This window comes from Pantoea sp. X-Soil-MYKO-1785 (genome assembly GCF_059730675.1).
This window is the reverse complement of sequence record NZ_AP036000.1, coordinates 2,100,413-2,124,299: the sequence shown is the minus strand read 5'-3', so window position 1 is coordinate 2,124,299 and position 23,887 is coordinate 2,100,413. Positions and strand designations below refer to the sequence as shown.

At 56.7% G+C, this 23,887-nt stretch carries 19 protein-coding genes; 10 read left to right on the top strand and 9 right to left on the bottom strand.

The annotated features are described in order from the left end of the window. Positions 1-97: 97 nt before the first annotated feature. The 3 genes from AC6I8D_RS10020 to rstA are packed head-to-tail and all read right to left on the bottom strand — an operon-like array spanning position 98 to position 3,628. Positions 98-1,585, bottom strand: coding sequence for a carboxypeptidase M32 (locus AC6I8D_RS10020; RefSeq protein WP_497820088.1), 1,488 nt, complete (start codon positions 1,583-1,585; stop codon positions 98-100). Positions 1,586-1,604: 19 nt separating this feature from the next. Then, positions 1,605-2,906, bottom strand: coding sequence for a two-component system sensor histidine kinase RstB (rstB, locus tag AC6I8D_RS10015; RefSeq protein ID WP_497820087.1), 1,302 nt, complete (start codon positions 2,904-2,906; stop codon positions 1,605-1,607). Then, a complete protein-coding gene (gene rstA, locus AC6I8D_RS10010) occupies positions 2,903-3,628 on the bottom strand; it encodes a two-component system response regulator RstA (protein ID WP_497820086.1) in 726 nt (241 codons plus the stop codon). Before rstA ends, rstB begins: the two co-directional genes overlap by 4 nt. A gap of 177 nt (positions 3,629-3,805) precedes the next feature. On the opposite strand from rstA, the gene AC6I8D_RS10005 reads away from it, so the two are divergent. After that, entirely contained in the window at positions 3,806-4,219 is a 414-nt protein-coding gene (locus AC6I8D_RS10005; protein ID WP_312757051.1) for a hypothetical protein, read from the top strand. Here the strand turns inward: AC6I8D_RS10005 and AC6I8D_RS10000 are convergent. Further along, the gene (locus tag AC6I8D_RS10000) at positions 4,216-5,607 is read right to left on the bottom strand and encodes a basic amino acid/polyamine antiporter (RefSeq protein WP_497820085.1); all 1,392 of its coding nucleotides are present in this window, start codon (positions 5,605-5,607) and stop codon (positions 4,216-4,218) included. The genes AC6I8D_RS10005 and AC6I8D_RS10000 overlap by 4 nt on opposite strands. Before the next feature lie 205 nt (positions 5,608-5,812). Beyond that, positions 5,813-6,766: a DUF1471 family protein YdgH gene (ydgH, locus tag AC6I8D_RS09995; protein WP_497820084.1), complete on the bottom strand. Its 954-nt coding sequence runs from the start codon at positions 6,764-6,766 to the stop codon at positions 5,813-5,815. A 542-nt stretch (positions 6,767-7,308) separates the two neighbouring features. Between ydgH and pntA the strand changes: the two genes are divergently transcribed. Then, complete coding sequence (gene pntA, locus AC6I8D_RS09990) at positions 7,309-8,841, top strand: Re/Si-specific NAD(P)(+) transhydrogenase subunit alpha (protein ID WP_312054540.1); 1,533 nt, start codon at positions 7,309-7,311, stop codon at positions 8,839-8,841. Positions 8,842-8,844: 3 nt separating this feature from the next. Beyond that, positions 8,845-10,233, top strand: a complete 1,389-nt coding sequence (gene pntB / locus AC6I8D_RS09985) for a Re/Si-specific NAD(P)(+) transhydrogenase subunit beta (RefSeq protein WP_312757046.1) — start codon at positions 8,845-8,847, stop codon at positions 10,231-10,233. A 43-nt stretch (positions 10,234-10,276) separates the two neighbouring features. On the opposite strand, the gene uspE is transcribed toward pntB, so the two are convergent. Together uspE and fnr are read right to left on the bottom strand one after the other, a co-directional pair. Then, a complete protein-coding gene (gene uspE, locus AC6I8D_RS09980) occupies positions 10,277-11,233 on the bottom strand; it encodes a universal stress protein UspE (RefSeq protein WP_312054542.1) in 957 nt (318 codons plus the stop codon). A 117-nt stretch (positions 11,234-11,350) separates the two neighbouring features. Then, on the bottom strand, positions 11,351-12,103 hold the full coding sequence (fnr, locus tag AC6I8D_RS09975) for a fumarate/nitrate reduction transcriptional regulator Fnr (RefSeq protein ID WP_009090088.1): 753 nt from the start codon (positions 12,101-12,103) through the stop codon (positions 11,351-11,353). A 313-nt stretch (positions 12,104-12,416) separates the two neighbouring features. On the opposite strand from fnr, the gene smrA reads away from it, so the two are divergent. Continuing rightward, positions 12,417-12,983: a DNA endonuclease SmrA gene (gene smrA, locus AC6I8D_RS09970; RefSeq protein ID WP_312054543.1), complete on the top strand. Its 567-nt coding sequence runs from the start codon at positions 12,417-12,419 to the stop codon at positions 12,981-12,983. Here smrA and AC6I8D_RS09965 read toward each other — a convergent pair. Beyond that, a complete protein-coding gene (locus tag AC6I8D_RS09965; RefSeq protein WP_497820083.1) occupies positions 12,980-13,900 on the bottom strand; it encodes a LysR substrate-binding domain-containing protein in 921 nt (306 codons plus the stop codon). The two genes, smrA and AC6I8D_RS09965, sit on opposite strands and share 4 nt — an antisense overlap. Before the next feature lie 323 nt (positions 13,901-14,223). Between AC6I8D_RS09965 and AC6I8D_RS09960 the strand changes: the two genes are divergently transcribed. The 4 genes from AC6I8D_RS09960 (at position 14,224) to AC6I8D_RS09945 (ending at position 20,867) form a co-directional block, all read left to right on the top strand. Beyond that, entirely contained in the window at positions 14,224-15,558 is a 1,335-nt protein-coding gene (locus tag AC6I8D_RS09960) for an MFS transporter (RefSeq protein WP_497820082.1), read from the top strand. Between the two features lie 67 nt (positions 15,559-15,625). Continuing rightward, complete coding sequence (hglS, locus tag AC6I8D_RS09955) at positions 15,626-17,008, top strand: 2-oxoadipate dioxygenase/decarboxylase HglS (RefSeq protein WP_497820081.1); 1,383 nt, start codon at positions 15,626-15,628, stop codon at positions 17,006-17,008. 467 nt (positions 17,009-17,475) lie between these two features. Then, positions 17,476-18,996 (top strand): carboxylesterase/lipase family protein, encoded by a 1,521-nt coding sequence (locus AC6I8D_RS09950; RefSeq protein WP_312757038.1) that lies wholly within the window; start codon positions 17,476-17,478, stop codon positions 18,994-18,996. A 203-nt stretch (positions 18,997-19,199) separates the two neighbouring features. Beyond that, complete coding sequence (locus tag AC6I8D_RS09945) at positions 19,200-20,867, top strand: methyl-accepting chemotaxis protein (RefSeq protein WP_497820080.1); 1,668 nt, start codon at positions 19,200-19,202, stop codon at positions 20,865-20,867. On the opposite strand, the gene AC6I8D_RS09940 is transcribed toward AC6I8D_RS09945, so the two are convergent. Beyond that, positions 20,825-21,706, bottom strand: coding sequence for a LysR substrate-binding domain-containing protein (locus AC6I8D_RS09940; RefSeq protein WP_497820079.1), 882 nt, complete (start codon positions 21,704-21,706; stop codon positions 20,825-20,827). The two genes, AC6I8D_RS09945 and AC6I8D_RS09940, sit on opposite strands and share 43 nt — an antisense overlap. 125 nt (positions 21,707-21,831) lie before the next feature. Here AC6I8D_RS09940 and AC6I8D_RS09935 point away from each other — a divergent pair, with 125 nt between their 5' ends. Next, positions 21,832-22,998, top strand: coding sequence for a methionine aminotransferase (locus AC6I8D_RS09935; RefSeq protein WP_312757031.1), 1,167 nt, complete (start codon positions 21,832-21,834; stop codon positions 22,996-22,998). A gap of 85 nt (positions 22,999-23,083) precedes the next feature. Continuing rightward, complete coding sequence (locus AC6I8D_RS09930) at positions 23,084-23,860, top strand: transporter substrate-binding domain-containing protein (RefSeq protein WP_312054713.1); 777 nt, start codon at positions 23,084-23,086, stop codon at positions 23,858-23,860. Positions 23,861-23,887 lie beyond the last annotated feature (27 nt).

Genomic DNA, 23,887 nt, shown 5'->3' with positions numbered 1-23,887 from the left:
TAGGGAAATCGTCGCAGGGTGTCCGTGGGTGTTTGGTATCGGCGTGTAACCGATTGTACAACGCGGGAAAAGGGCGGTCAGATGACCGCCGCGCAGTTTAGTTATTCAGATAGCGTTGTTCAAGATGCTGACGGAAAAAGGCCGGATTCAGCGATTCGCCGGTGGCATTGATCAGCAGCTGGTCGGTAGAGAAGCGGCTGCCATGCTGCCAGATATTCTGTTGCAGCCAGTCAAACACCGGTTGCAGCTCGCCGTGCTGGATCAGCTCGCTGAGCTGCGGAATCGCCTGCTTCACCGCCTGGAACAGCTGAGCCGCGTACATGGCACCCAGCGTGTAGGTCGGGAAGTAGCCGAAGGCACCGTCGGTCCAGTGAATATCCTGCATACAGCCGTCACGGTAGTTGCCACGGGTATCAAGCCCCAGCGACTGCTGCATCTTCTCATCCCACAGCGCCGGAATATCATCAACCTCAATCTCGCCTTCGATCAGCGCCTGTTCAATCTCATAACGCAGGATCACATGCGCCGGGTAGCTCAGTTCATCTGCGTCGACCCGAATCAGTCCCGGTTTAACCTGCTGCGCCAGCCGGACGAAATTATCCGCCTGCAGCGCGGGCTGGTCGCCGAAGCGGGCGATGATTTGCGGCAGAATACGCTGCAGGAATTCGCGGCTGCGTCCCAGCTGCATCTCCATAAACAGGCTCTGCGACTCGTGAATCGCCGTTGATCGGGCCAGCGCCACCGGCTGTCCCCGCCACTGTTGCGGCAGATTTTGCTCATAGCGCGCATGGCCGGTTTCGTGGATCACCCCCATCAGGGCGCTGAGAAACTCCTGCTCATTGTAGCGGGTGGTGATCCGCACATCTTCCGGCACGCCGCCGCAGAACGGATGCGCACTGACATCCAGCCGGCCGTGGTTAAAGTCGAAACCCAGCGTTTCCATAATGCTGAGGCCAAGCTGGCGCTGTGCGGGCAGGGCAAAAGGCCCCTGCGGCGGCGCAACCGGCTGCTGCGCCTGCTTTTCGACCACCTGCTGCAACAGCTGCGGCAGCCAGCTTTTCAGGTCGCCAAAGGTTTTATCCAGTCGGGCGCGGGTCATGCCAGGCTCATACAGGTCCAGCAACGCATCGTAGCGGGAGCTGCCGGTCGCATCAGCGCGCAGTTGCGCTTCTTCACGACTCAGGCGCACCACCTCTTTTAGGTTGGCGGCAAAGCCCTGCCAGTCATTGGCCGGACGCTGGCTGCGCCAGGCGTGTTCACACACCGAACCGGCCAGTGATTTGGCCTCAACGAAGGCGTCAGGCAGCAGGCTGGCCTGCTGATAAGCACGCTTCATTTCATTGAGGTTGGCGCGCTCCACATCATTCAGGTCCTGCTGATCTGCCTGTTGCAGCAGTTCGCCGATCTGCGGTGCGGTCAGAATCTGGTGCTGCAACACGCTCATCTCAGCCAGCGCCTCACCGCGAGCGCGGCTGCCGCCGGGTGGCATGGTGGTTTGCATATCGCAGCCGGCGATGGCGGTAACGTGATTAAAACGCGACAGGCGCTGGAAAGTCGCGCTAAGTTGTTGATACGCTGAGGTCACGCAAGACTCCTTGTAATAGTTAACGTAGCGGAATTTCCCGCAAGGGTAGATCAACCGGCCAGCAAAAGCGAACGCTGGCCCCGCCGAGCGGGCTGGACTCAATCGTCACCTGGCCGCTGAGCGCCTGGGCAATAGAGTGAACAATCGCCAGCCCCAGTCCGCATCCACCGGTTGCCCGATCGCGACTGGGATCGAGCCGGACAAAGGGTTCAAACACCCGTTGCCGCTCTTCGGCCGGAATACCCGGACCGTCATCTTCAACCTGCAGGCATCCAACCGGGCCATCGAACCACAGGCTGATACGCAGCCGCTGATTGGCGTAGCGCAGCGCGTTATTCACCAGATTATCCAGCACCCGTTCCATCAGCCGGGTATCCGAAACGCCGGTGTTTTCCCGCTGTGGCAGGTCAAGATCGAGCTGAACCTGCGGATTGATGGCGCGAAAGTCGTCGAGCCGCTCACGCAGCCAGTTGGCCAGATCGAGCGAGCGCAGATTAAGGTCAACGCGCGGTCGATCGAGCCGGGCATAGGTCAGCAGCTCTTCAATAAGGCTTTCCAGCTGGCCGATATCGCGGTTAAGCGCCAGTCGCTCGCCATCGGTCAGGTTATCGCTCATCTCCAGCCGGTATCGCAGGCGGACCAGCGGCGTACGTAACTCATGGGCGATGCCATCAATTAACTGCTTTTTACTGGCGACCAGCGTGTTGATATTTTCCGCCATCTGATTAAAGGCGATGCCGAGCCGGAACAGGCTGGAGGTGCTGTCAAAATGAGTACGCACGTCGAGTTCGCCCCGGCCAAAGCGCTGCGCCGCTTTTTCCAGCCGCTGCATCTCTTTCCAGTGCGGACGCATCCAGATAAACACCGGCAGCGCCAGCGACATGCCAATAAACACCAGCAGCGCAATATCCAGCAGCCGCATCTGATGCAGGTAGAACAGGTAGGGGATCGGTCCGACCGACAGCACATAATGGCTGCGCGGAATATGCTGCAAAAAGGTGTACTGATCGTCGAGCGCCACGATTTCACCGGCGCGTAACCGGCGCATATTGCCGTCATCGAGCTGATACTTGCTCATTGGCTCGATGTGCAGATCAAACGACAGCCCGAGATCGAGGCTCTTGATGGTTTTATTCCAGTCGCGCGGTGGGATCTCGCGCAGTTCACTGCGAATCAGATAGAGTGAACTGGCCATCAGGTCGTTCATCGACTGGCGGCCGGCCCGTTCAGCGGTGAACTTGTAGACCAGGCCGACCAGCAGCGTCATCACCAGAAAGCAGACAAACAGCAGCAGGTAGAACTGTATAAAAAGCTTTCTCATATCACGCGGGTGTCCCAGGCCTGTGGCGCAAACAGATAGCCTTTGTTACGAATCGTTTTGATGCGGAACGGCTCGGTGGCGCTGTCGTGCAGTTTTTTACGCAGGCGCGATATCGCCACGTCAATGCTACGGTCGAGGCCGTCATAGCTGACGCCGCGCAGCGTTTTGAGCAGTGCATCGCGATTAAGGGTCTGTCCGGCGTGGCTGGCCAGCACCCATAGCAGATCGAAATCGGCGGTGGAGAGGGCGATCTGCTCGTCAAACAGCGTGACCTGACGATTAAGCGCATCGATGCTCAGCGAGCCGAACCGCAGCATCCGATTAGCCGCTGCCGCAGGCGCGATATCTTCCGGCTGTCCTTGCTGCGACTGGCGCAGATGCAGGCGCAGGCGCGCCAGCAGCACCGCCGGTGGGGTGGTTTTCAGTATGTAATCCTGCCCGCCCATCTCCAGCGCCAGAATATGGTTCATGTCGCTGTCGAGTGAGGTCAGCAACACAATCGGACCCTGCCAGTTGGCCCGCAGATCACGGCAAATCGTCATGCCATCTTTACCTGGCAACATAATATCCAGCATCACCAGGTCCGGCTGTTGTTCAGCAATCACCGCTTCGGCACGATCGCCGCGGGTCTCAACAATCACTTCAATATCATGACGTCCCAGATAAGCGGCAATCAGTTCGCCCACTTCCGGTTCGTCTTCCACATAAACGATTTTGTTCATAGTTCAATGCGCAGAATAAGGATGAACGAAAGCATATCTTTTCCTGGTCCTGAGCTCTACGCTATCGCACGAAATATCCCTATCTCACTGGTATATAACCGGCAAAATGTGCCATCATAACCGCGGCCTTTTTGCGCCAGGTTCGGAACCGTAATGATTACTATGAGGAGCGTGAGTGTGTCTGATAAAGAGCTGGCATCAGCCATATACAGTGACCGCATCTGCTTCAATTACAGTGCTTTTCTTTCCGCTTCCTGTAAAAAACGCTGGAGCTTCGTCGATGCGATCTATGGTGTGATGCCGATTTTTGGCATGGTGACACGCAAATCTGCGCACCGCTTACAAGCCAGCGGCGACCCGCTTAAAGAATTAGCATTACAAATCATTTCTACTCAGGTCAGCGACGAAATTAACATCGCCCGCCTGATCACGCTTGCTGAACAGCAACAGATCGGCCGCTTTGATATCCAGTTGCCATATCCGCTCTCGCCCGAGCAGCTGGACGCCATTCATCAGGAATACCGCAAGCCGCTGAATCTGACACAGCAGGATGACCTGCTGTGCGTCTCCATCCCGCTGCAGTCACATTAAGTCGTCAGCTGCCATACCGCCGGCAGCGTCGCCGCAATCAGCACCCCCATCGCAATCCGCTCCAGTGAGGTCAGCGCAATATCCGCGCGGCCGCCGCGGCGGGCAAACATAAACAGCAGCAGCCCCGGTGCATACAGCACTACTGAGGTCATCAGGTGTAACGGACCTGACGCGTAGAGCAGCCAGATACCGTACAGGCTGGCACCGATGCCCACCGCCATCGCCAGCGGTTTGCGCTGACCGCGAACCACTTTGATCAGATAAAGCCCGACCAGCAGATAGGGCACCAGAATCATCTCTGAGGCGATAGTCAGCAGGTTGTTGTAGTTGGCCCCGGTAAGCGCAATCAGGATCAGACAGAGCTGAATGCTGCCGTTGGTCAGCCACAGTGAGGCGGCTGGCGCATTGTGTACGTTCTGCCGGGCAATACTGCGCGGGAAGGCACCGAGCTGCGCGGCGATCAGCGGCACCTCAGCCGCCATAATGGTCCAGCTGAGATAGGCGCCACACACCGAAATGATCAGGCCAACGGCGATCACTGCATCGCCCCAGTGCCCCATCAGGCGAGTCATGAGTCCGGCCATGGAGGGATTGCGCATCTCTGCCAGCTCAGCACGCGGCACCACACCCAGCGACAGTAGCGTCACCAGCAGATAGACCAGCAGTGCCGCCAGCACCGCCAGCAGCGTGGCGCGACCGACATCCTTTTTCTGACGGGCGCGCGCTGATACCACCACTGCGCCTTCCACCCCGATAAACACCCACAGGGTGATCAGCATGGTCTGCTTAATCTGTTCCCACAGCGGTTGTCCCAGCGTGACGCCGGAGAAATCGAAGCGGAACCGATCGTAGTTAAACGCCAGCACCGCCAGCACGATAAACAGCAGAAGCGGCACCAGTTTGCCCAGCGTCGCCATCAGGTTGATGCTGGCGGCGGTTTGCACCCCACGCAGCACCAGCCAGTGCACCAGCCACAGCAGCACCGATGCACCGAGCATCGCCTGCCAGGTATTGCCGTCGCCAAACACAACATGGCCCGGGCTGTCAGTGAAAAAGCTCAGCGCGGAGAAGACGATCACCAGATAGGAGACATTGGCGATCACCGCGCACAGCCAGTAGCCCCAAGCCGAACAGAAGCCCATCAGCTCGCCGAAGCCGGCGCGCGCGTAGGTAAAGATGCCGCCGTCCAGATCGGGTTTGAGACGGGTCAGCAGCAGTATCGCCAGCGACAGAAAGATAATCCCTACGCCGGTAATCAGCCAGCCAATCAGCAAAGCGGCCGGACCGGCTACGGCGGCCATATTTTGCGGCAGGCTAAACACGCCTGCGCCGAGCATTGAGCTCAGCACCAGCGCTGTCAGGGCACCGAGACCTAATTTTTTCTCCAAAACAACCTTCCCGCTAGCATATATGGCTGGGTAAACCGGATTTCATCACAGGTATATGGTAGCCGTGAGGCAAATAACGATGAGAATGTCCGGTGAAACAGGCGCAAGATTTTACGGAGTGCGGCGGGAGATGGCAATGCGTGAATATGCAAAACAGCACAGGAATTATGCAAATAGCAGGGCGGCGGGCGCCGCCCTGAGGGGATTACTTAAAGATGTCTGCGGTCACGGTCAGGTTACCGCCGCTCTGGTTCTGCCACTGACGGGTTACGTGGTAGTACTTAGCACCTTTATCCGCAGCACGCTTGGCCACTTCTTCAGAGATTTCGGTCGGAGTACCGAAGTGTCCGGTGAAGGTCACAGTGCCGAACGGCTGCATCTGGGCGGCAGTAATCGCGTTGACTTCCTGTACGGACTTGCCGTTTGGCAGATTGACCGTATAGCGTTTGCCGGTTGAGCTTTGCGTCTCATAGAAACGGCCTACACTTTTACTTGGGGTCTCAGAAGAGGCCACGCCCGGGATTTCAACGTTGGCTGCGGCTGCACCGCCCGCGGCGAGAGCAGCTTTACCGGCTTCTGAATCAGCCGGAATGGCGTTTGGTGTCTGGACCTTACGCTCTTTCGCGTCAGCCTTATAGACGTAGGCGGTCACGTACTGATTGCCGCCGTTGTTGGCATCAATCTGGCGGACAATAAAGAATGAGGCTGCGCCTTTCTCTTTTGCCGCTTTGGCGATCGCATCGTTAACGTCCGGCTGACTGGCAAAGAAGCCGCTCACCGATACCGTATCGAAAGGTTCGAGTTTATAGGCTTCCGCTTTAGGAAGCTCGTTGATACCGTTGAAGCGACGGTAGCTGGTGGAGGAGGTCGCTTCAGGCGCATCGGCTTTATAAAGGTCGGCGGTGACGCGCCAGTTGCCGCTGTTGCCATTGGTGTCGTTAATGCCCTGGATGTAGTAAGAGTCGGCACCCATTTCATCAGCACGCTTAGACACCGCATCGGCGGCGTCGCCAATTGCGTTGAAACGGCCGGTGATATTAATACGTTCGAATGGCTTCAACGCGGCCGCTTTTTCTGGCGTCAACTCCTGCGCAGCGAATGCGTTAGCTGCCAGCAGGGATAACAAGGTGGATGCCAGAATAGTGTTCTTCAGCTTCATAAAAATAATCCTTCGCCTTACGCAAAAATGAGTACGAAAACGTGCTGGACTCTTGATGTATAACAGATTAGCCGCTGATTATTGCATGTTATAAACAGACTGTCGCAGCGATTTTTTGCGTCAACTCGCGTTATTCAACCGGGCTTACTTCATGTGATTGTCATGAAGCGGCTTTATAGCCCGTTTTTGCGGCGGGTTATCGTTAAAGCCGGTAAGACTTATTACCATAACAGTTAATGCATTGTTAAATAAAGGTTTTTATTAATCATATCTGCGCCCTGACACGATTAGTCATAGCAGATTATCTGCTGATGACCGGCTTTAGTAGTGGGATAACACGGGTTTTTATCTTTAACACTGAATAATTGGGTGAATGTCTCTACTCAGCCAGGCTGAACTGGATCGCCCGTCACATTTTCAGTAGGTTATAAACACTTTGAAATAAGTGCATTTCGTTCATAAGCAGCTGAAACACTGTTTCAGTTGCGCTGTCGTCGTGCAGACTTCTTGCCATCATCCTTTAACCGATGAAAGGAAACACTATGTTAATTGGAATACCCAAAGAGCGATTGCCTGGCGAGTCACGAGTGGCCGCCACGCCACAGACCGTTGGGCAACTGATCAAGCTGGGGTTTAGCGTCACACTGGAGCATGACGCGGGCCTCAACGCCAGTTTTGATGACGACAGCTACCTTGCGGCAGGGGCCACCCTGAGTGACGCCCGGCAGGTCTGGCAATCCGATATCGTGCTGAAAGTGAATGCGCCGCTCGATGAAGAGATTGCGCTGACGCGGGCCGGCAGCACCCTGGTCAGTTTCATCTGGCCGGCGCAGAACCCCGCGCTGCTGGAGAAACTGGCGGCGCGTCAGGTGACGGTGATGGCGATGGATTCTGTTCCGCGTATCTCACGGGCGCAGTCACTGGATGCCCTGAGTTCGATGGCCAACATTGCCGGTTATCGGGCGATTGTCGAAGCGGCTCACCAGTTTGGCCGCTTCTTTACCGGTCAGATTACCGCAGCCGGTAAAGTTCCACCGGCCAAAGTGATGGTGATTGGGGCCGGCGTAGCCGGACTGGCGGCAATCGGCGCGGCGGGCAGCCTCGGCGCGATCGTCCGGGCGTTCGATACCCGGCCGGAAGTGAAAGAGCAGGTGCAGAGTATGGGCGCCGAATTCCTCGAACTCGATTTTGAAGAGGAAGCGGGCAGCGGCGATGGCTACGCCAAAGTGATGTCTGAAGCCTTCATCAAAGCCGAGATGGCACTGTTTGCCAGCCAGGCGCAGGAAGTGGACATCATCGTCACCACCGCGCTGATCCCCGGTAAACCGGCTCCGACGCTGATTACCGAAGAGATGGTTGCCAGCATGAAACCGGGCAGCGTGATTGTCGATCTGGCGGCGCAAAACGGCGGCAACTGCGCCCTGACGGTCGCCGATCAGGTTACCGTTACCCCGAACGGGGTGAAGATTATCGGTTATACCGACTTGCCCAGCCGGTTACCGACCCAGTCATCGCAGCTCTATGGAACCAATCTGGTCAACCTGATGAAGCTGTTATGCAAACAGAAAAACGGCGAAATTACCCTTGATTTCGACGATGTGGTGGTGCGCGGCGTGACGGTGATCCGTGAGGGCGAAGTGACCTGGCCTGCGCCGCCGATTCAGGTCTCCGCTGCGCCGCAGGCCGCACCGGCTGCGGCAAAAGCGGTGCAGCCAGTCGAGAAAAAACCGGTTGCGGTATGGCGTAAGTATTTGCTGATCGCGCTGGCGATAGTGCTGTTTGCCTGCCTGGCCAACGTGGCGCCGGCGGATTTCCTGTCGCACTTTACCGTCTTCGCGCTCTCCTGCGTGGTCGGCTACTACGTGGTGTGGAACGTCAGCCATGCGCTGCATACGCCGCTGATGTCGGTCACCAATGCCATTTCCGGCATCATCGTCATCGGCGCGGTGTTGCAGATGGGGCACGGTGGCTGGGTGACGTTTATCTCCTTTATTGCCGTGCTGATTGCCAGCATCAATATCTTTGGTGGCTTTACCGTCACCCAGCGCATGCTAAAAATGTTTCGTAAGGGGTAATTCATGTCTGGCGGATTAGTAACTGCAGCCTATATTGTCGCTGCCATTTTGTTTATTTGTAGCCTCGCCGGTCTCTCGCGACATGAGACCTCTAAGCAGGGCAATATTTTTGGTATCAGCGGCATGGCGATCGCGCTGGTGGCCACCATTTTTGGACCCGACAGCGGCAACGTGGTGTGGATCCTGGTGGCGATGGTGATCGGCGGGGCAATTGGCGTGCGTCTGGCGAAGAAGGTCGAAATGACCGAAATGCCGGAGCTGGTGGCGATTCTGCACAGCTTTGTTGGTCTGGCGGCGGTGCTGGTCGGCATCAACAGCTATATCGATCATGCGCCTGGCCTGCCGGCGGTGATGGAGAATATCCATCTGAGCGAAGTGTTTATCGGCATCTTCATTGGCGCGGTGACCTTTACCGGTTCGCTGGTGGCGTTTGGCAAGCTGTGCGGCAAGATCTCCTCGCGGCCGCTGGCGTTGCCGCATCGCCATAAGCTTAACCTGCTGGCGCTGGTGGTGTCGTTCCTGCTATTGCTGTGGTTCGTTAACACCAGCAGCACCGCGGCGCAGGTATTTGCACTGCTGCTGATGACCCTGATTGCGCTGGCGTTTGGCTGGCATCTGGTGGCGTCGATCGGCGGGGCAGACATGCCGGTGGTGGTGTCGATGCTCAACTCTTACTCCGGCTGGGCAGCCGCTGCAGCCGGCTTTATGCTGAGCAACGACCTGCTGATTGTCACCGGGGCGCTGGTCGGCTCCTCCGGTGCGATCCTCTCTTACATTATGTGTAAGGCGATGAACCGTTCGTTTATCAGCGTGATCGCTGGCGGTTTTGGCAGTGAGATCAGCAGCGGTGAAGACAGTGACGCGGCCGGTGAACACCGTGAAATCAGCGCAGAAGAGACCGCAGAGATGCTGAAAGCCTCTTCGTCGGTGATCATCACTCCCGGCTACGGTATGGCGGTGGCCCAGGCACAGTATCCGGTGGCGGAAATCACCGCCAGGCTGCGTGCGCTGGGTATCAAGGTACGTTTTGGCATTCATCCGGTTGCCGGTCGCTTGCCTGGCCACATGAACGTACTGCTGGCCGAAGCTAAAGTGCCGTATGACGTGGTGCTGGAGATGGATGAGATCAACGATGACTTCAGTGAAACCGACACGGTGCTGGTGATTGGCGCTAACGATACCGTCAACCCGGCAGCGCAGGAGGATCCGCGCAGTCCGATTGCCGGCATGCCGGTACTGGAAGTGTGGAAAGCGCACAACGTCATCGTGTTTAAACGCTCAATGAACACCGGCTATGCCGGGGTGCAGAATCCGCTGTTCTTTAAAGAGAATACCCAGATGCTGTTTGGCGATGCCAAAGCCAGCGTCGAAGCGATTCTGAAAGCGTTGTAATAAAAAAGGGCGGCTGATGAGCCGCCCTTTTTTCTGAGCAGGATTAATCCTCCTCATCCTCTTCATCATCCAGATCGATCGGCGATTTGAAATCATCAGGTTTGATTGCCAGCAGATCGCAACGCAGATGATCAATCACCTGTTCTGCCGTATTGCCGAGAAACGCGGCCGACAAACCGGTACGTCCGATGGTGCCCAGCACCACAACGCCCGCGCCGAGGTGTACCGCCAGGTCAGGAATCACCTCTTCAGGCAAACCTTTAGCAACATGGGTGAACTCTTCACCAATGGAAAACTTCTGTCGCAGCGCCTTCATCGCCACCAGATGCTGGCCGCGAATGGCGTCGTTGTAGACGCTGGGGTCAAAATCGGGCAGCTCGATAGCAATATTGATCGGGGTGATAGGGTAGGCACCCACCAGATGGACTTCAGTATGATTGACGGTTTCGGCCAGCTTAACCGTTTCACGGATCAGCTTCTGATTCAGGCCATCATGATGCGGCTCTTCACTGGCGAGGTTCACCGCCACAATCGCTTTACCGCCTTCCGGCCACGGCTGATCTTTCACCATCCACACCGCGCACGGGCATTTACGCAGCAGATGCCAGTCGGTCGGGGTGAAAATCACCGACTCAAGCCGGTCGTGCTGGTGTGCCATTTTCAGTACTAAATCATGCTGGTGAGCTAACACTTCCTGAATGATGGCTTCATACGGACGGTTGTGCCAGATCACCTTGATTTCGATTTCGACACCGGCATCAAGATAAGCGTGTGCCTGTTCGCGGATCCACTCGGTGCGCTGGCTGATCACCCCCTGACGCATTGAGGCGCGTTCATCAGGTGACAGCAGGGTGGTCATCTCATAGGAGAAATCATAGATAGGCAGAAAAGCTTTGATTTTGCCGCCGATGAATTGATTGAGATAGACCGCACGCCGCAGCGCAGGCTGGTCGTCTTGCTGGGCATCGATTGCGACCAGAATATTTTGGTACTGGGACATGAGGAACTCTCCTTAAACCAAAGCGACTGGATTAAAGATAGCCTATGTTGCACAGCGGAAGAAGTGAAAAAGTTGCTGCCGGATCAATAAAATAACAATTATTAATCCGGCTGGCGATCAGGCAGCCTGATGGCTCTGACCCGCTAACTCTTCCAGTAAGGCGTGGTTCTCAATGGTAATATATTTACCTTTCACCGCCAGCATGCCCGATTTCTGGAAACGGCCCAGCAGACGGCTGATGGTTTCGACCGTTAAGCCGAGGTAATTACCGATATCGCCACGGGTCATGGTGAGGCGGAATTCGCGCTGGGAGAAACCACGCTGGCCAAAGCGGCGTGACAGATTCCAGATAAAGGCGGCCAGGCGCTCTTCGGCATTTTTCTTCGACAGCAGTAAAATCATGTCCTGATCGCCTTTGATCTCACCGCTCATCAGACGCATCATCTGCTGACGCAGGGCCGGCATTTTGCCTGACAGATCGTCCAGCGTTTCGAACGGAATTTCACAGACCATGGCCGTTTCCAGCGCCTGAGCAAAGCTCGGATGGCTGGCACCCATGATCGCATCAAAGCCGACCAGGTCACCGGCCAGATGGAAACCGGTAATCTGCTCATCGCCCTGTTCGGTGATGGTATAGCTTTTAATGGTACCGGAACGGATGGCATAAAGTGACTTAAGCTCGTCACCCGCTTTGAAAAGGGTTTGCCCTTTCTGAATAGGTTTTTTACGCTCAATGATATTGTCGAGCTGGTCCAGCTCATGTTCATTTAGCGTAAACGGGATGCAGAGCTGACTGATGCTGCAATCCTGGCAGTGAATGGCACAACCGCCCGACTGAATACGACGAATGCTGCGTTTTTCAGGGATCATAATGGTTTGCTCGACGATAATTGACTGGTGTCAATTTTAACATTTTTTGTGCTGAAGGGAACTCATCCGAGCAGTTTTAGGCGCACAAAAAGTACGGATGTCAGACCGGGCAGCAAACATAGCTGTGACGCGGTTCTCAGAATGCCAAAACGTCAGCTGTCACGAAAAGTTTCCGCTTTTTGATCTAAAACCTGAATTGTCTGATACAAAAAATCACCAAAAACAGGGTTAGCGCAAGGCCGTCACCCTTTGCTACGCTTTCACCCTAAGCCTGTTTTGCCCTCCATCAATTTTAATCAGGTGTGAGAAAACCATGAACCTTGATGATAACGATCTTTTTCGAGACGCCATGGGAGATGTCACTCCGTTAAAAGACACCACCAGCACCTTATGGCTCAAATCGCCCTCAACCAAAGCGCCGCGCCATCCGCCGCACGATCCTGAACAGGAGAATTTTCTGACCCGGGGTTATCTGGATATTGTGCCGCTGAACACGCCGCTGGAATACAAAGCCGACGGCATTCAGCAGGGCGTGCTGGATAAACTACGCAAAGGGGAGTACCGGCTGGATGCCAGCCTGAATCTGCTGCGGCAGCCGGTGGAAACCTGTCGCCAGGCGCTGTTCAATTTTATGGTGCAGGCGCACAAGCAGGGACTGCGCAATCTGCTGATCATTCATGGCAAAGGCCGTGACGACGAGTCACATGCCAATATTGTACGCAGCTATCTGGCGCGCTGGCTGACCCAGTTTGACGATGTTCAGACCTTCTGCGTCGCCCAGGCTCAGCATGGCGGCGCGGGGGCGCTATACGTCGGGCTGCGTAAAACCGATAAAGCGCGGCTGGATAACCGTGAGCGGCATGCAAAACGCAGCCGCTAGCTGTGAAATTTTCGCATCGTTGACATCAGTACGTCGGCGCTCAGGCTAAGCTGACTGCCGGTGCGGGTAATAATACCCACCGGCTCGCCCGGACCGGATGAGTTAATCGGCAGGGCACAGACCGCATTGTGGTTCAGGTCTTCCTTGATCGCGCCGGAAGGCACAAACCAGATGTAGTCGTAACGCAACGCCAGCTGTCGCGCCAGTGAGGTCGAAGAGGTCTCGATACAGTGCGGCGGCAGCGAGCAGCCCTGTTCGTCGAGCATCTGCTGCGCAATACGGCGCGGGGCGGTGCCTTCAGGTGAAATCACCACCGGCCACTGCATCGCGCGCGACAGGGTGACGTTGTCACTTAATAGCGGGTGTTCCGGCCGGACCACCAGCTTGAGTGATTCGAGAAACAGCAGTTCATAAGTCAGCCCGGTCATCATTTCACTGTCGGCCATCCGGCCAACGCCAATGTCGAACTCACCGGCCCGTAAACCCGCCAGCAGCACATTGTTATGTAAGGTCGCCACCTGAATGGTGGTATTGGGTTGCAGCTGATGAAAGCGATCCAGGATCTGCGGCAACATGCCCATTGCGGCGGTAGTTAACGCCCCCAGCCGGATAATGGCGGGCTGATCGGCAGGCTGCTCATTAAAACTCTGTCCGGCATGGTTGAGCGCATCAAGCACCCGCACCGCATGCGTCAGAAACTGTTCACCCATGGTGGTGAGTTGCGCACCGAGCCGGCCACGCTCAAACAGCCTGACGCCGGTCAGCTCTTCCAGCTCGTTCAGGGTTTTTGACAGTGCAGGCTGGCTCAGGCTAAGCGTTTCGGCCGCCCGGCCCAGCGTGCCTTGCTGCGCAACCGCAACAAAGGTATGTAAGTGGCGCAAGCGAATGCGCTGATTGAAAAGGATATTTTTTTCCATCCGTTAAACTTAATGAGGATCACCGGTATCAGGCAACCATTTAAAATGGATTTTGTTAACTTAGCTGCAAAATTATTTTAACAAACGTCGCCATCTAACCGCCTCAACGATTAAACCGCTGAAAATAAACGTGTCATATGACAATGCGGTCAGCAGGCCGCAGAACAGGGCAACCACAAATCAACGGCTTAGCGATTAAAAGTTGAATAATTCTCAATATCATATAAAAATCTGACGTCTTAACGTTAACGATCGGCTATTATTGGCGCCGTTTTTTTTACTAATTCTGATGTCCGATGCCGGGTGCCCGAAAGGAGTTTTCATTGACCAGCGTAGAGGCGGTAGATGTACGCCAGCTCATTAACCAGCAGGCGCTGAGTCGCTGGCAAAAGCGGTTAATCGCGCTCTGCTTTATTGTGGTGGCGCTGGATGGTATGGATATCGCAATTATGGGCTTTATTGCCCCGACCCTCAAAACTGCGTGGGGCGTCAGCAACCATCAGCTGGGGATGGTGATCAGCGCGGCACTGATTGGTCTGGCGCTCGGCGCAATGGTGGCTGGACCGCTGGCCGACCGCTACGGTCGCCGGATGATGATTATTCTTAGCGTTTTCTTTTTTGGCCTCTGGACGCTGGCAACCGCGCTGTCACAAAACGTCGAACAGATGATGCTGTTCCGCTTCCTCACCGGACTGGGTCTGGGCGCAGCGATGCCAAATGTGGGTACGCTGGTGGCTGAGTACGCGCCAGAGCGGCGGCGTGCATTCATCATCACCGTGGTGTTTTGCGGTTTCACCTTTGGTGCGGCCAGCGGGGGATTTGCCGCCTCGTGGCTGTTACCGCGCTACGACTGGCACTCGGTGCTGCTGCTCGGCGGGATCCTGCCGCTGCTGGTGCTGCCTTTTCTGATCCGTGGGCTGCCGGAATCGGTGCGCTTCCTGATTAGCCGCGGCGCGCCTGCGGCCCGCATTCACGCCATCGTTGACCGGATGATGCCGGGCGTCACGCAGCCGGATAGCGCGTTTCATGCGCCTGAAGCCAGCGTTGCCACGCGCGGGGCGATCGCCACCGTGCTGTCGCGCCGCTACCTGTTTGGCAGCACCATGCTGTGGGGCGGTTACTTTATGGGGCTGTTCCTGGTCTACCTGATTGGCAGCTGGCTGCCGTCGCTGGTCAATACGCTGGGAATGTCGGTCACTGAAGCGGCAATTATCACCGCGATGTATCAGGCCGGCGGAACGCTGGGCTCGCTGTTTGCCGGCTGGCTGATGGATCGCTTCAATGCCAACCTGGCACTGGCGGCGATCTACTTTTGTGGTGGGCTATTTATCGTGGCGCTGGGGTATTCACCCGCAGAAGTGGGCATCATGAGCGGCATCGCCTTCTGTAGCGGCTTCTGTTTCAACGGTGCCAATACCGGGATGAATGCGCTGTCTGCCAGCTATTATCCGACACATGCCCGCGCCACCGGCTCCAGCTGGATGCACGGCGTCGGCCGCGTCGGCGCGATTCTCAGCGCCTTTGTCGGTGCAGAAATGCTGTCGCTCGGCTGGTCATTCAGCGTTATCTTCCTGCTGCTGGCGATCCCGGCGGTGATCACCACCCTGATGCTGCTGCTCAAAAACCGCTACGGCTTTAAGTCGATCACAAATTCGTGATTTTTTCCGCTGGCGCCAATCCGTTGCATTACAGTAGCAGCAACGCTCACGGTGTCAGGTGGAACAGATGGACAACTTTCTCACTGCGGATGCCATCCGCACCCGCTTCTCTCAGGCGATGTCCGCCATGTATCAGCAGGAAGTGCCGCAATACGGCACGCTGATGCAGCTGGTGATGGCGGTTAACGACCGCACGCTGGAATCCGAACCCGCATTAAAAGATCGTCTGGCCGCGGCGGATGAACTCAGCCGGCTCAATATTGAACGTCACGGTGCCATCCGGGTCGGCAGCGCCAGCGAACTTGCCACGCTGCGGCAGATGTTTTCGGTGATGGGGATGTATCCGGTCGGCTACTACGATCTCTCCCAGGCCGGCGTGCCGGTGCATTCCACCGCGTTCCGTCCGGTCGACGAGGCGGCCCTGCGACGTAATCCTTTCCGCGTCTTTACCTCACTGTTACGGCTTGAGCTGATTGAAGAGGCTGAGCTGCGTGAAAAGGCGGCGGCGATTCTGGCGGCGCGCGACATCTTCACGCCGCGCTGTCGGCAACTGCTGCAACTGCATCAGCAGCAGGGCGGATTCACCGCCCCGCAGGCGGCGGAGTTTGTCACCGAAGCACTGGAAACCTTCCGCTGGCACGCCCACAGCAGCGTCGATAGTCAGACCTATCAGGCATTGAATCAGCAACACCGGCTGATTGCTGACGTGGTCTGTTTCCCCGGCTGTCACATTAACCACCTGACGCCCCGCACGCTGGATATCGACCGGGTGCAGCAGCTGATGCCGTCGCGCGGCATCGAACCGAAAACTCTGATTGAAGGACCGCCGCGTCGTCAGGTGCCGATTCTGTTACGCCAGACCAGTTTCAAGGCGCTGGAGGAAGCGATCGTTTTCCGCGATGGTCATCAGGGAACTCATACCGCCCGCTTTGGTGAAATCGAGCAGCGTGGTGCGGCGCTGACGCCGAAGGGCCGGGCGCTGTATGACCGTTTGCTGCAGCAGGCGGGCAGCGGTCAGGATAACCAGCAGCATCAGCAGCATCTGGCCGGGGTGTTCCGGGACTTCCCGGACGATGAGCAGACGCTGCGTCAGCAGGCGCTGGCGTGGTTCGATTATCGGCTCAGCGAAAAGGGGATGGCGTCACCGCCAGCCCGTGGTGAGACGCTCGAAAGCCTGATTGCTGACGGACGGATCATTGCCGAACCGATTATCTATGAGGATTTTTTGCCGGTCAGCGCTGCGGGCATCTTTCAGTCAAACCTGGGCGATCACGCGCAGGTCCGGTCGGCAGGCCAGGCCAGTCGGGAAGCGTTTGAAACTGCACTGGGCTGTGCGGTGATTGATGAGATGGCACTGTATGCGGAACGTCAGCAACGATCGCTGGCACGCTGTGGCGTAGAGACGTTATCGCCCATGCCGTCGCAACCGGGCAACTATCCCGCCAGATAATAGCCTCCTTCAGCGGCGATTATATTATCGCCACTGAAGGGTGTTAGTGCGAAACGGGATAGAATTATGTGCGCGCCGGGCTTAATAAGCTGAGCCGGACTGGCGCGCAGTAATCGGAGAGGTGTTCCCTGATGCTGGTGCGAAACTAATAAATTTAAATTAACGATACGGTCGATGAGCAGCAGAAGAGGATCTGCGCTACGCCGTTATGATTTGTTGTAATTGTCTGTGTGCAGTCTTCTTTTTTGCTGTCCGTCCTGATCTTAATAGAACCAGCAGGCTCTGGTGCTGGCTGGAAAGCGTTAACAAATATAATCAAAAAAACCTCTGCTGCCTATTCAAACCTTTTGATGAAGTTGTTCAGTGCTTTGCTGCAACCTTCGGCATAATCTGCAAATCCGCCTCAGACATAGACTTTGTCTCAAGGCCTGCAAATAATGGAGTGTCGTAAGAACAGGGATACAGGAATGAAAAACGAAACAGGTCTGCGGATTATGACTGCAGAGGGTGAGTTGCGTGGATGCATGGATGACGACCTTTTCGTATTCAAAGGCATACCTTATGCCGCTGCCCCGCAAGGCGCACTGCGCTGGCGTCCGCCGCAGCCGGTCACGCCGTGGAGCGATCTGCGCGATGCTACCCAATTTTCGGCTTCAGCCTGGCAAAACCGTGATTATTGCCGGGCAGTTGGCGGTGGCGATCCCGGCGAATTCAGTGAAGATTGTCTTTACCTTAACGTCTGGACGCCGGACGTCGAACCGACTAAACCGCTGCCGGTGATGGTCTGGTTACACGGCGGTGGCTACACCATCGGCGCAGGCGGCCTGGCCCCTTACAGCGGTAAATCGCTGGCCTCGCGTGGCGCGGTGGTGGTCACCATTAACTACCGACTCGGCCATCTCGGTTTCTTCTCCCATCCGGCTTTAGATGCGCAATATCCGGTTGCCAGCACCATTAATAATTTTGGTCTGCTCGATCAGATCGCGGCCCTGCAGTGGGTTCAGCGCAACATTCCGGCGTTTGGCGGCGATCGCCGTAATGTCACTCTGTTTGGTGAATCCTCTGGCGCACGTAGCGTACTGTCGCTCTGCTGTTCGCCGCTGGCCGAAGGGCTGTTTCACAAGGGGATTGTGCAGAGCGCCTACAGCTTACCGGATACCCCGCTGAAGAAAGCGCGTCAGCAGGGCATGGCGGTCGCAAAGCATCTGGGGCTGCCGCCCGATGCCAGTGCTGAGGCGCTGCGGGCCTTACCCGCCGACGCCTTCTGGTCGCTGGACGGCCCGCTGGCGATCCAGCCGGTGCCGATTTCTGGCGATGTGGTGCTACCGGAACCGATGCTAAAAACCTTCTTCGCGGCCCGACAGCACCGCCTGCCGTTAATGGCGGGCAGCAATAGCGATGAAGCCAGCGTGCTGGACTATTTTGGTGTGGATGCCACCGCGATGCTGCACCAGCTGCGCGACAAAAATCGGGTGATCTACCGAATGCTGAAGTGGATGTATGACATCCATGACGATCGGCGCCTCGGTCGTGCGGTGGCGCGCGATATGGCTTTCAGCGTGGTGCCGTGGCTGGTGATGCGCGCCCAGCATAATGTTGGCATGCCGGGCTGGCGCTACTGGTTTGATTATGTCTCTGAGAATGCGCGCGACCTCTATCCGGACGGCACCTGGCATGGCAATGAAGTACCCTATGTGCTTAACAGCCTGAGCCAGATGCCGGATCCCAATGAAAATCGGCCTTTCAGCGATGGCGATCGGGCATTTGCCTCACGCGTCAGCGACTACTGGTTCAGATTCGCCCGCGATGCCAGCGAATACAAGCAGCAGCTGGACGGTGAAGTGGTGTGGCCCGCGTGGCATCCAGCTGACGATGTGACAATGTCACTCGGAGAAAATCACCTGAGTGGTTTAGTCCTGAAACGGAACTTTATGCGTGCCAGGATGCGCCTGTTCCGCCTGCTGATGAGTAAAATGGTGCGTCTTTAATTAGTCCGCTAACCATTAAATTGCGCGAATGGAATTATTGCGGCCATTCGCGCATATTTCATTGAAAATTAGCATTATTATCACCAGCCCCCGCTATCGACGCTGTAAAACTATAGCTAACAAAAGTGTTACATCTTCACTATCCACTGCCGATAGATCTCCTATGCCCGACACTTACGGGTCAACGTGTATAGGATTTTTGTATGGGAATGCTCAAAAATTTCACCATCCGCGCTGTGATGCTCACCATTCTGGGCCTGTTCTGCTTACTCTGGAGCGGAGTCGGGCTGTTCAGCATTCATTCTCTCGGCGCGCTGAGCGAAGGGAATAATGTTGACCGCCATCTGGTCGAGCAAATGACGGTGCTCAGTAAAGGCAACGATCAATATTTCCGCGTCATCACTCGTCTGTCACGCGTAATAGACAGCAAAGCGGCGGGCAAAACGCTGACTGACGACGCCTATGCGCCGGTTCAGCAGGCGCTGGATAACATGACTCAGCAGCTGGCGACGTTTAAACAGCTGGCGCCGGGTCCGATGAACCCGGATACGGTAGACAGCGTGATTCAAAGCTGGCAGAAACTGCTGGATGAGGGCGTCACGCCGCAGCTGCGGCTGGCCCGGCAGGATTCAGCCGACGCCTATCGGCAGCAGGCTAATAATATCACGCCACAGCTCAGCCGGGCGTTTGGTGCCAGCGCTGAAAAATTTAATCAGAATGCCGCACAGATCCTCGATCATACCCGGGTTGAAGTTGACCGCTTAACCGCCCTGACCAAAATGATCATTACCGTAACGGTGATTATTGGCCTGTTTATTCTGCTGTTTACCGATCGCTACCTGGTGGCGATGCTGGTGCGGCCGCTGGAAACCATCCGCAACCATTTCGCCACCATCGCTACCGGCGATCTGAGCCAGCCGGTGGCGGACTTTGGCCGCAACTGCGTCGGTAAGCTGGTGCCGTTGCTGAGTGCGATGCAGGAAAGCTTGCGTGAAGCGGTGAGTGCAATCCGCAGCGGCACCGAGAATATCTCGCGCGGCGCAGCAGAGATTTCGGCCGGCAACAACGATCTCTCTTCGCGAACTGAAGAGCAGGCCGCCGCGCTGGAACAGACCGCTGCCAGTATGGAGCAGCTGACCGCCACGGTGAAATTCAACGCCGACAATGCGCGTCAGGCCAGCCTGCTGGCTGAAACCGCCACCACCACCGCGCAACAGGGCGGCCAGCTGGTGAGCGAAGTGGTCAGCACCATGAACGGAATTTCCGGCAGTTCGAAGAAAATTGCTGAGATCACCAACGTGATTAACGGCATCGCCTTCCAGACCAACATCCTGGCGCTGAACGCGGCGGTTGAAGCCGCCCGCGCCGGGGAACAGGGACGCGGTTTTGCCGTGGTGGCGTCAGAAGTGCGTAATCTGGCCCAGCGCAGCGCCAACGCCGCCAAAGAGATCGCCACCCTGATTGAAGATTCGGTTCAGCGGGTCGGAAAAGGGGCGGAGCTGGTGGGCACCACCGGCGGCACCATGAATAATATTCTGAAATCGGTGCAGGATGTCGACGCGATCATGAAGCAGATTGCTGCCGCCTCGGAAGAGCAGAGTAAAGGCATCTCTCAGGTCGGCGCCGCGGTGACCGAAATGGATAGCGTGACCCAGCAAAACGCCTCCCTGGTCGAAGAAGTCTCCGCCGCCGCCAGCGCGCTGGCTTTACAAACCGAAGCGTTACAGGCCTCGGTGGCGAAGTTCCGCCTCTCCGACAACGGCACACAAATTCCGCCTGCCGCACCTCTCAAGCCGAACGCTCCGAAAGCGCCTGGCCGGACGTCCGGTCAGGCTACGCCAGCCGAAAACGGTGACTGGGTGACGTTCTGATCCTGACTTAACCACGCCACCAGCGCCGCCAGCAGCGGTGGCGCATCCGCGGGCGAGCGCTGCAGTAAGCTGTAAGTCGCCCCGGTTTTTACCTCGCCAGCGAACGGTTTAATCAGCCGGCCGCTGGCAATATCACTTTCCAGCAGATTGCTGTCAGCAATCGCCACGCCAAATCCCTGAATCGCTGCGCTAATCGCTAAGTCCATGGTGGCAAAATGCTGGTTGCGTTGCATCGTAACCGCCACGCCCTGGCCTTTCAGCCAGCATTGCCAGTCACGCATATCGTCGGTGGGATGCAGAAAAGTCATGCCCGCCAGGTTTTGCGGCGAATCGGGAATCGGCTGCCCGGCGGCGATTACCGGCGTCAGCGACTCTTCAAACAGCGTCAGTGCGTCAGCACGCGGTTTGCCATAGACGATGGCGGCGTCAAAATTATCGAGCTGTGAGGCGTGATCCAGCGTGGTGGTGAGTGCCACATGCAGTTCTGGCCGCAGCTGCTCCAGCGCCACCAGGCGCGGCACCAGCCAGCGCATTGCACAGGTCGGTGCTTTCAGGCGGACACTGACCTGGCTGCGACGCGCTTTTTCGCTGGCCTGCACCATCAGTTCATAGCCCTGACGCAGTTCCGGCAGCAGCGCCGCGCCCTGCGGCGTCAGACGTAAACCACGAGCATGCCGATCAAACAACGTCAGGCCGAGCCAGTGCTCCAGCGCAGCAATTTTGCGGCTGACTGCGCCCTGGGTAATGCACAGTTCCCGGGCCGCATGGGTCAGGTTAAGGTGGCGGGCGGTCACCAGAAAAGCGTGAATCGCATTGAGCGGCAGGGTTGAACGTGACACAGAGCACCTCAGCTATGCATTTTAATCATGGCTATTATGACGACATTTCGCTTGCCGACTCAAGTCACAGCCCGTTGAATAGCGCTTAATTGCATTCCGCACGCTATGTCACTGACGGAGAGAACATGTCCCTGAAAACGCCTGTCGCAGTCACCTCAAAGTTGCCCGATGTCGGCACCACCATTTTCAGCGTTATCGGTCAGCTTTCGGCGCAGCATCAGGCGATCAACCTGTCGCAGGGCGCACCGAATTTCCCCTGCGATCCGCTGCTGGTTGAAAGTGTCAGCCAGGCGATGCGCGACGGCCATAACCAGTACGCGTCGATGACCGGCTTGCCGGCACTGCGGGACGTTTTAGCCAGCAAGGTCGAATCGCTCTACGGCCAGAAATACGATCCGGCCAGTGAAGTGCTGATCACCGGCAGCGCCAGTCAGGGCATTTATATGGCGATTTCCGCGCTGGTGCATCCGGGGGATGAGGTGATTTTCTTTGAACCGGCATTCGACAGCTATGCTCCGGTGGTCCGGTTGCAGGGCGGCAAGCCGATTGGCCTAAAGCTGCAGGTGCCGGCTTTCGCCATCGACTGGCAGCAGTTGCGCGCCGCCATTACGCCGCGTACCCGGATGATCATCATTAATACCCCGCATAATCCCAGCGCCCAGGTGCTGACGCCGGAGGACCTTAATCAGCTGGCGGCCCTGATCCGCAACACTGACATCGTGGTGTTATCCGACGAGGTGTATGAACATATTCTGTTTGATGGTCGTCCGCACTGCGGCATGGCGACCCATCCGGAGCTGGCGGCGCGCAGCGTCATCGTCTCTTCGTTTGGCAAAACCTTCCACGTCACCGGCTGGCGGGTGGGCTACTGCCTGGCACCGGCCGAGCTGATGACCGAGCTGGTGAAAGTGCATCAGTTTATGATGTACGCCGCAGACACGCCGATGCAGGTGGGATTTGCCCATTATCTGCAGACGCCGCAACACTATCTGTCACTGTCATCCTTCTACCAGCAAAAGCGCGATCGGCTGATTGCGCTGATGCAGGATTCACCGTTTAAGCTGCTGCCGTGCGCCGGCTCGTTCTTTATGCTGGCCAGCTACGGACATTTCAGTGACGAACCGGACAGCGAGATGGTAAAACGTCTTATCGTCGATCACCGGGTGGCCACCATCCCGCTGTCGGCGTTTTATATGGATGGCACCGACAACAAACTGATCCGTCTTTCCTTTGCCAAAGACGAGGCAACATTAGAGGCTGGCGCGGCTGCGCTGTCGGCGTTCCGGCAGTAAGCAACTGGCGGACACAAGGTTGCCCGACTGACGCACGGTAAAGCAGGGTAGCGATCGGTTAAAAACAATAATTTCGGGGTAAATGATGAAAAAACGCAACGCACTGTTTCTGGCACTCGGCATGATGACTTCGGTATCGGCGCTGGCGCAGGATTTACGTTATGGCCTGGAGTCACAGTATCCGCCATTTGAAAGCCGTAACGCCCAGGGGGAACTGGAAGGTTTTGATATCGAACTGGGTAACGCGATCTGCCAGGCCGGTAAGTTTAACTGTCACTGGGTGGAGAGCAGCTTCGATGCGCTGATCCCGGCGCTGCAGGCGAAAAAGTTCGATGCGATCAACTCGGCGATGAATATCACCGAAGCGCGGGCGAAAAGCATTGGCTTCACCCAGCCGATCTACCGTATTCCGACCATGCTGGTAGCGAAAACCGGTGAGAAGCTGGCGCCCACCGCCGACGCGCTGAAGGGCAAAAACATCGGCGTGTTGCAGGGATCAATTCAGGAAACCTACGCTAAAAAACACTGGGAGTCGCAGGGCGTAACCGTGACCTCTTATCAGGATCAGAACCAGGTCTACAACGACATGGTCGCCGGGCGTCTGGACGGCACACTGGTGATGTCAGCCGCCGGTCAGTCGGGCTTCCTTGACAAGCCACAGGGTAAAGGCTTCGGCTTCATCGGTAAGCCGGTCGAGGATGATGCAATTCTCGGGTCGGGCATCGGCTTTGGCCTGCGTAAAGATGACACGCAACTCAAACAGTCGCTGGATACGGCGATCGCCAAAGTCCAGACCGATGGCACCCTGAAGAAGCTGGCGGAGAAATATTTTCCGGGCATTGATGTCAGCGTGAAGCCATAAGTGACAATCGGGCGCGTGCTGCGCCCG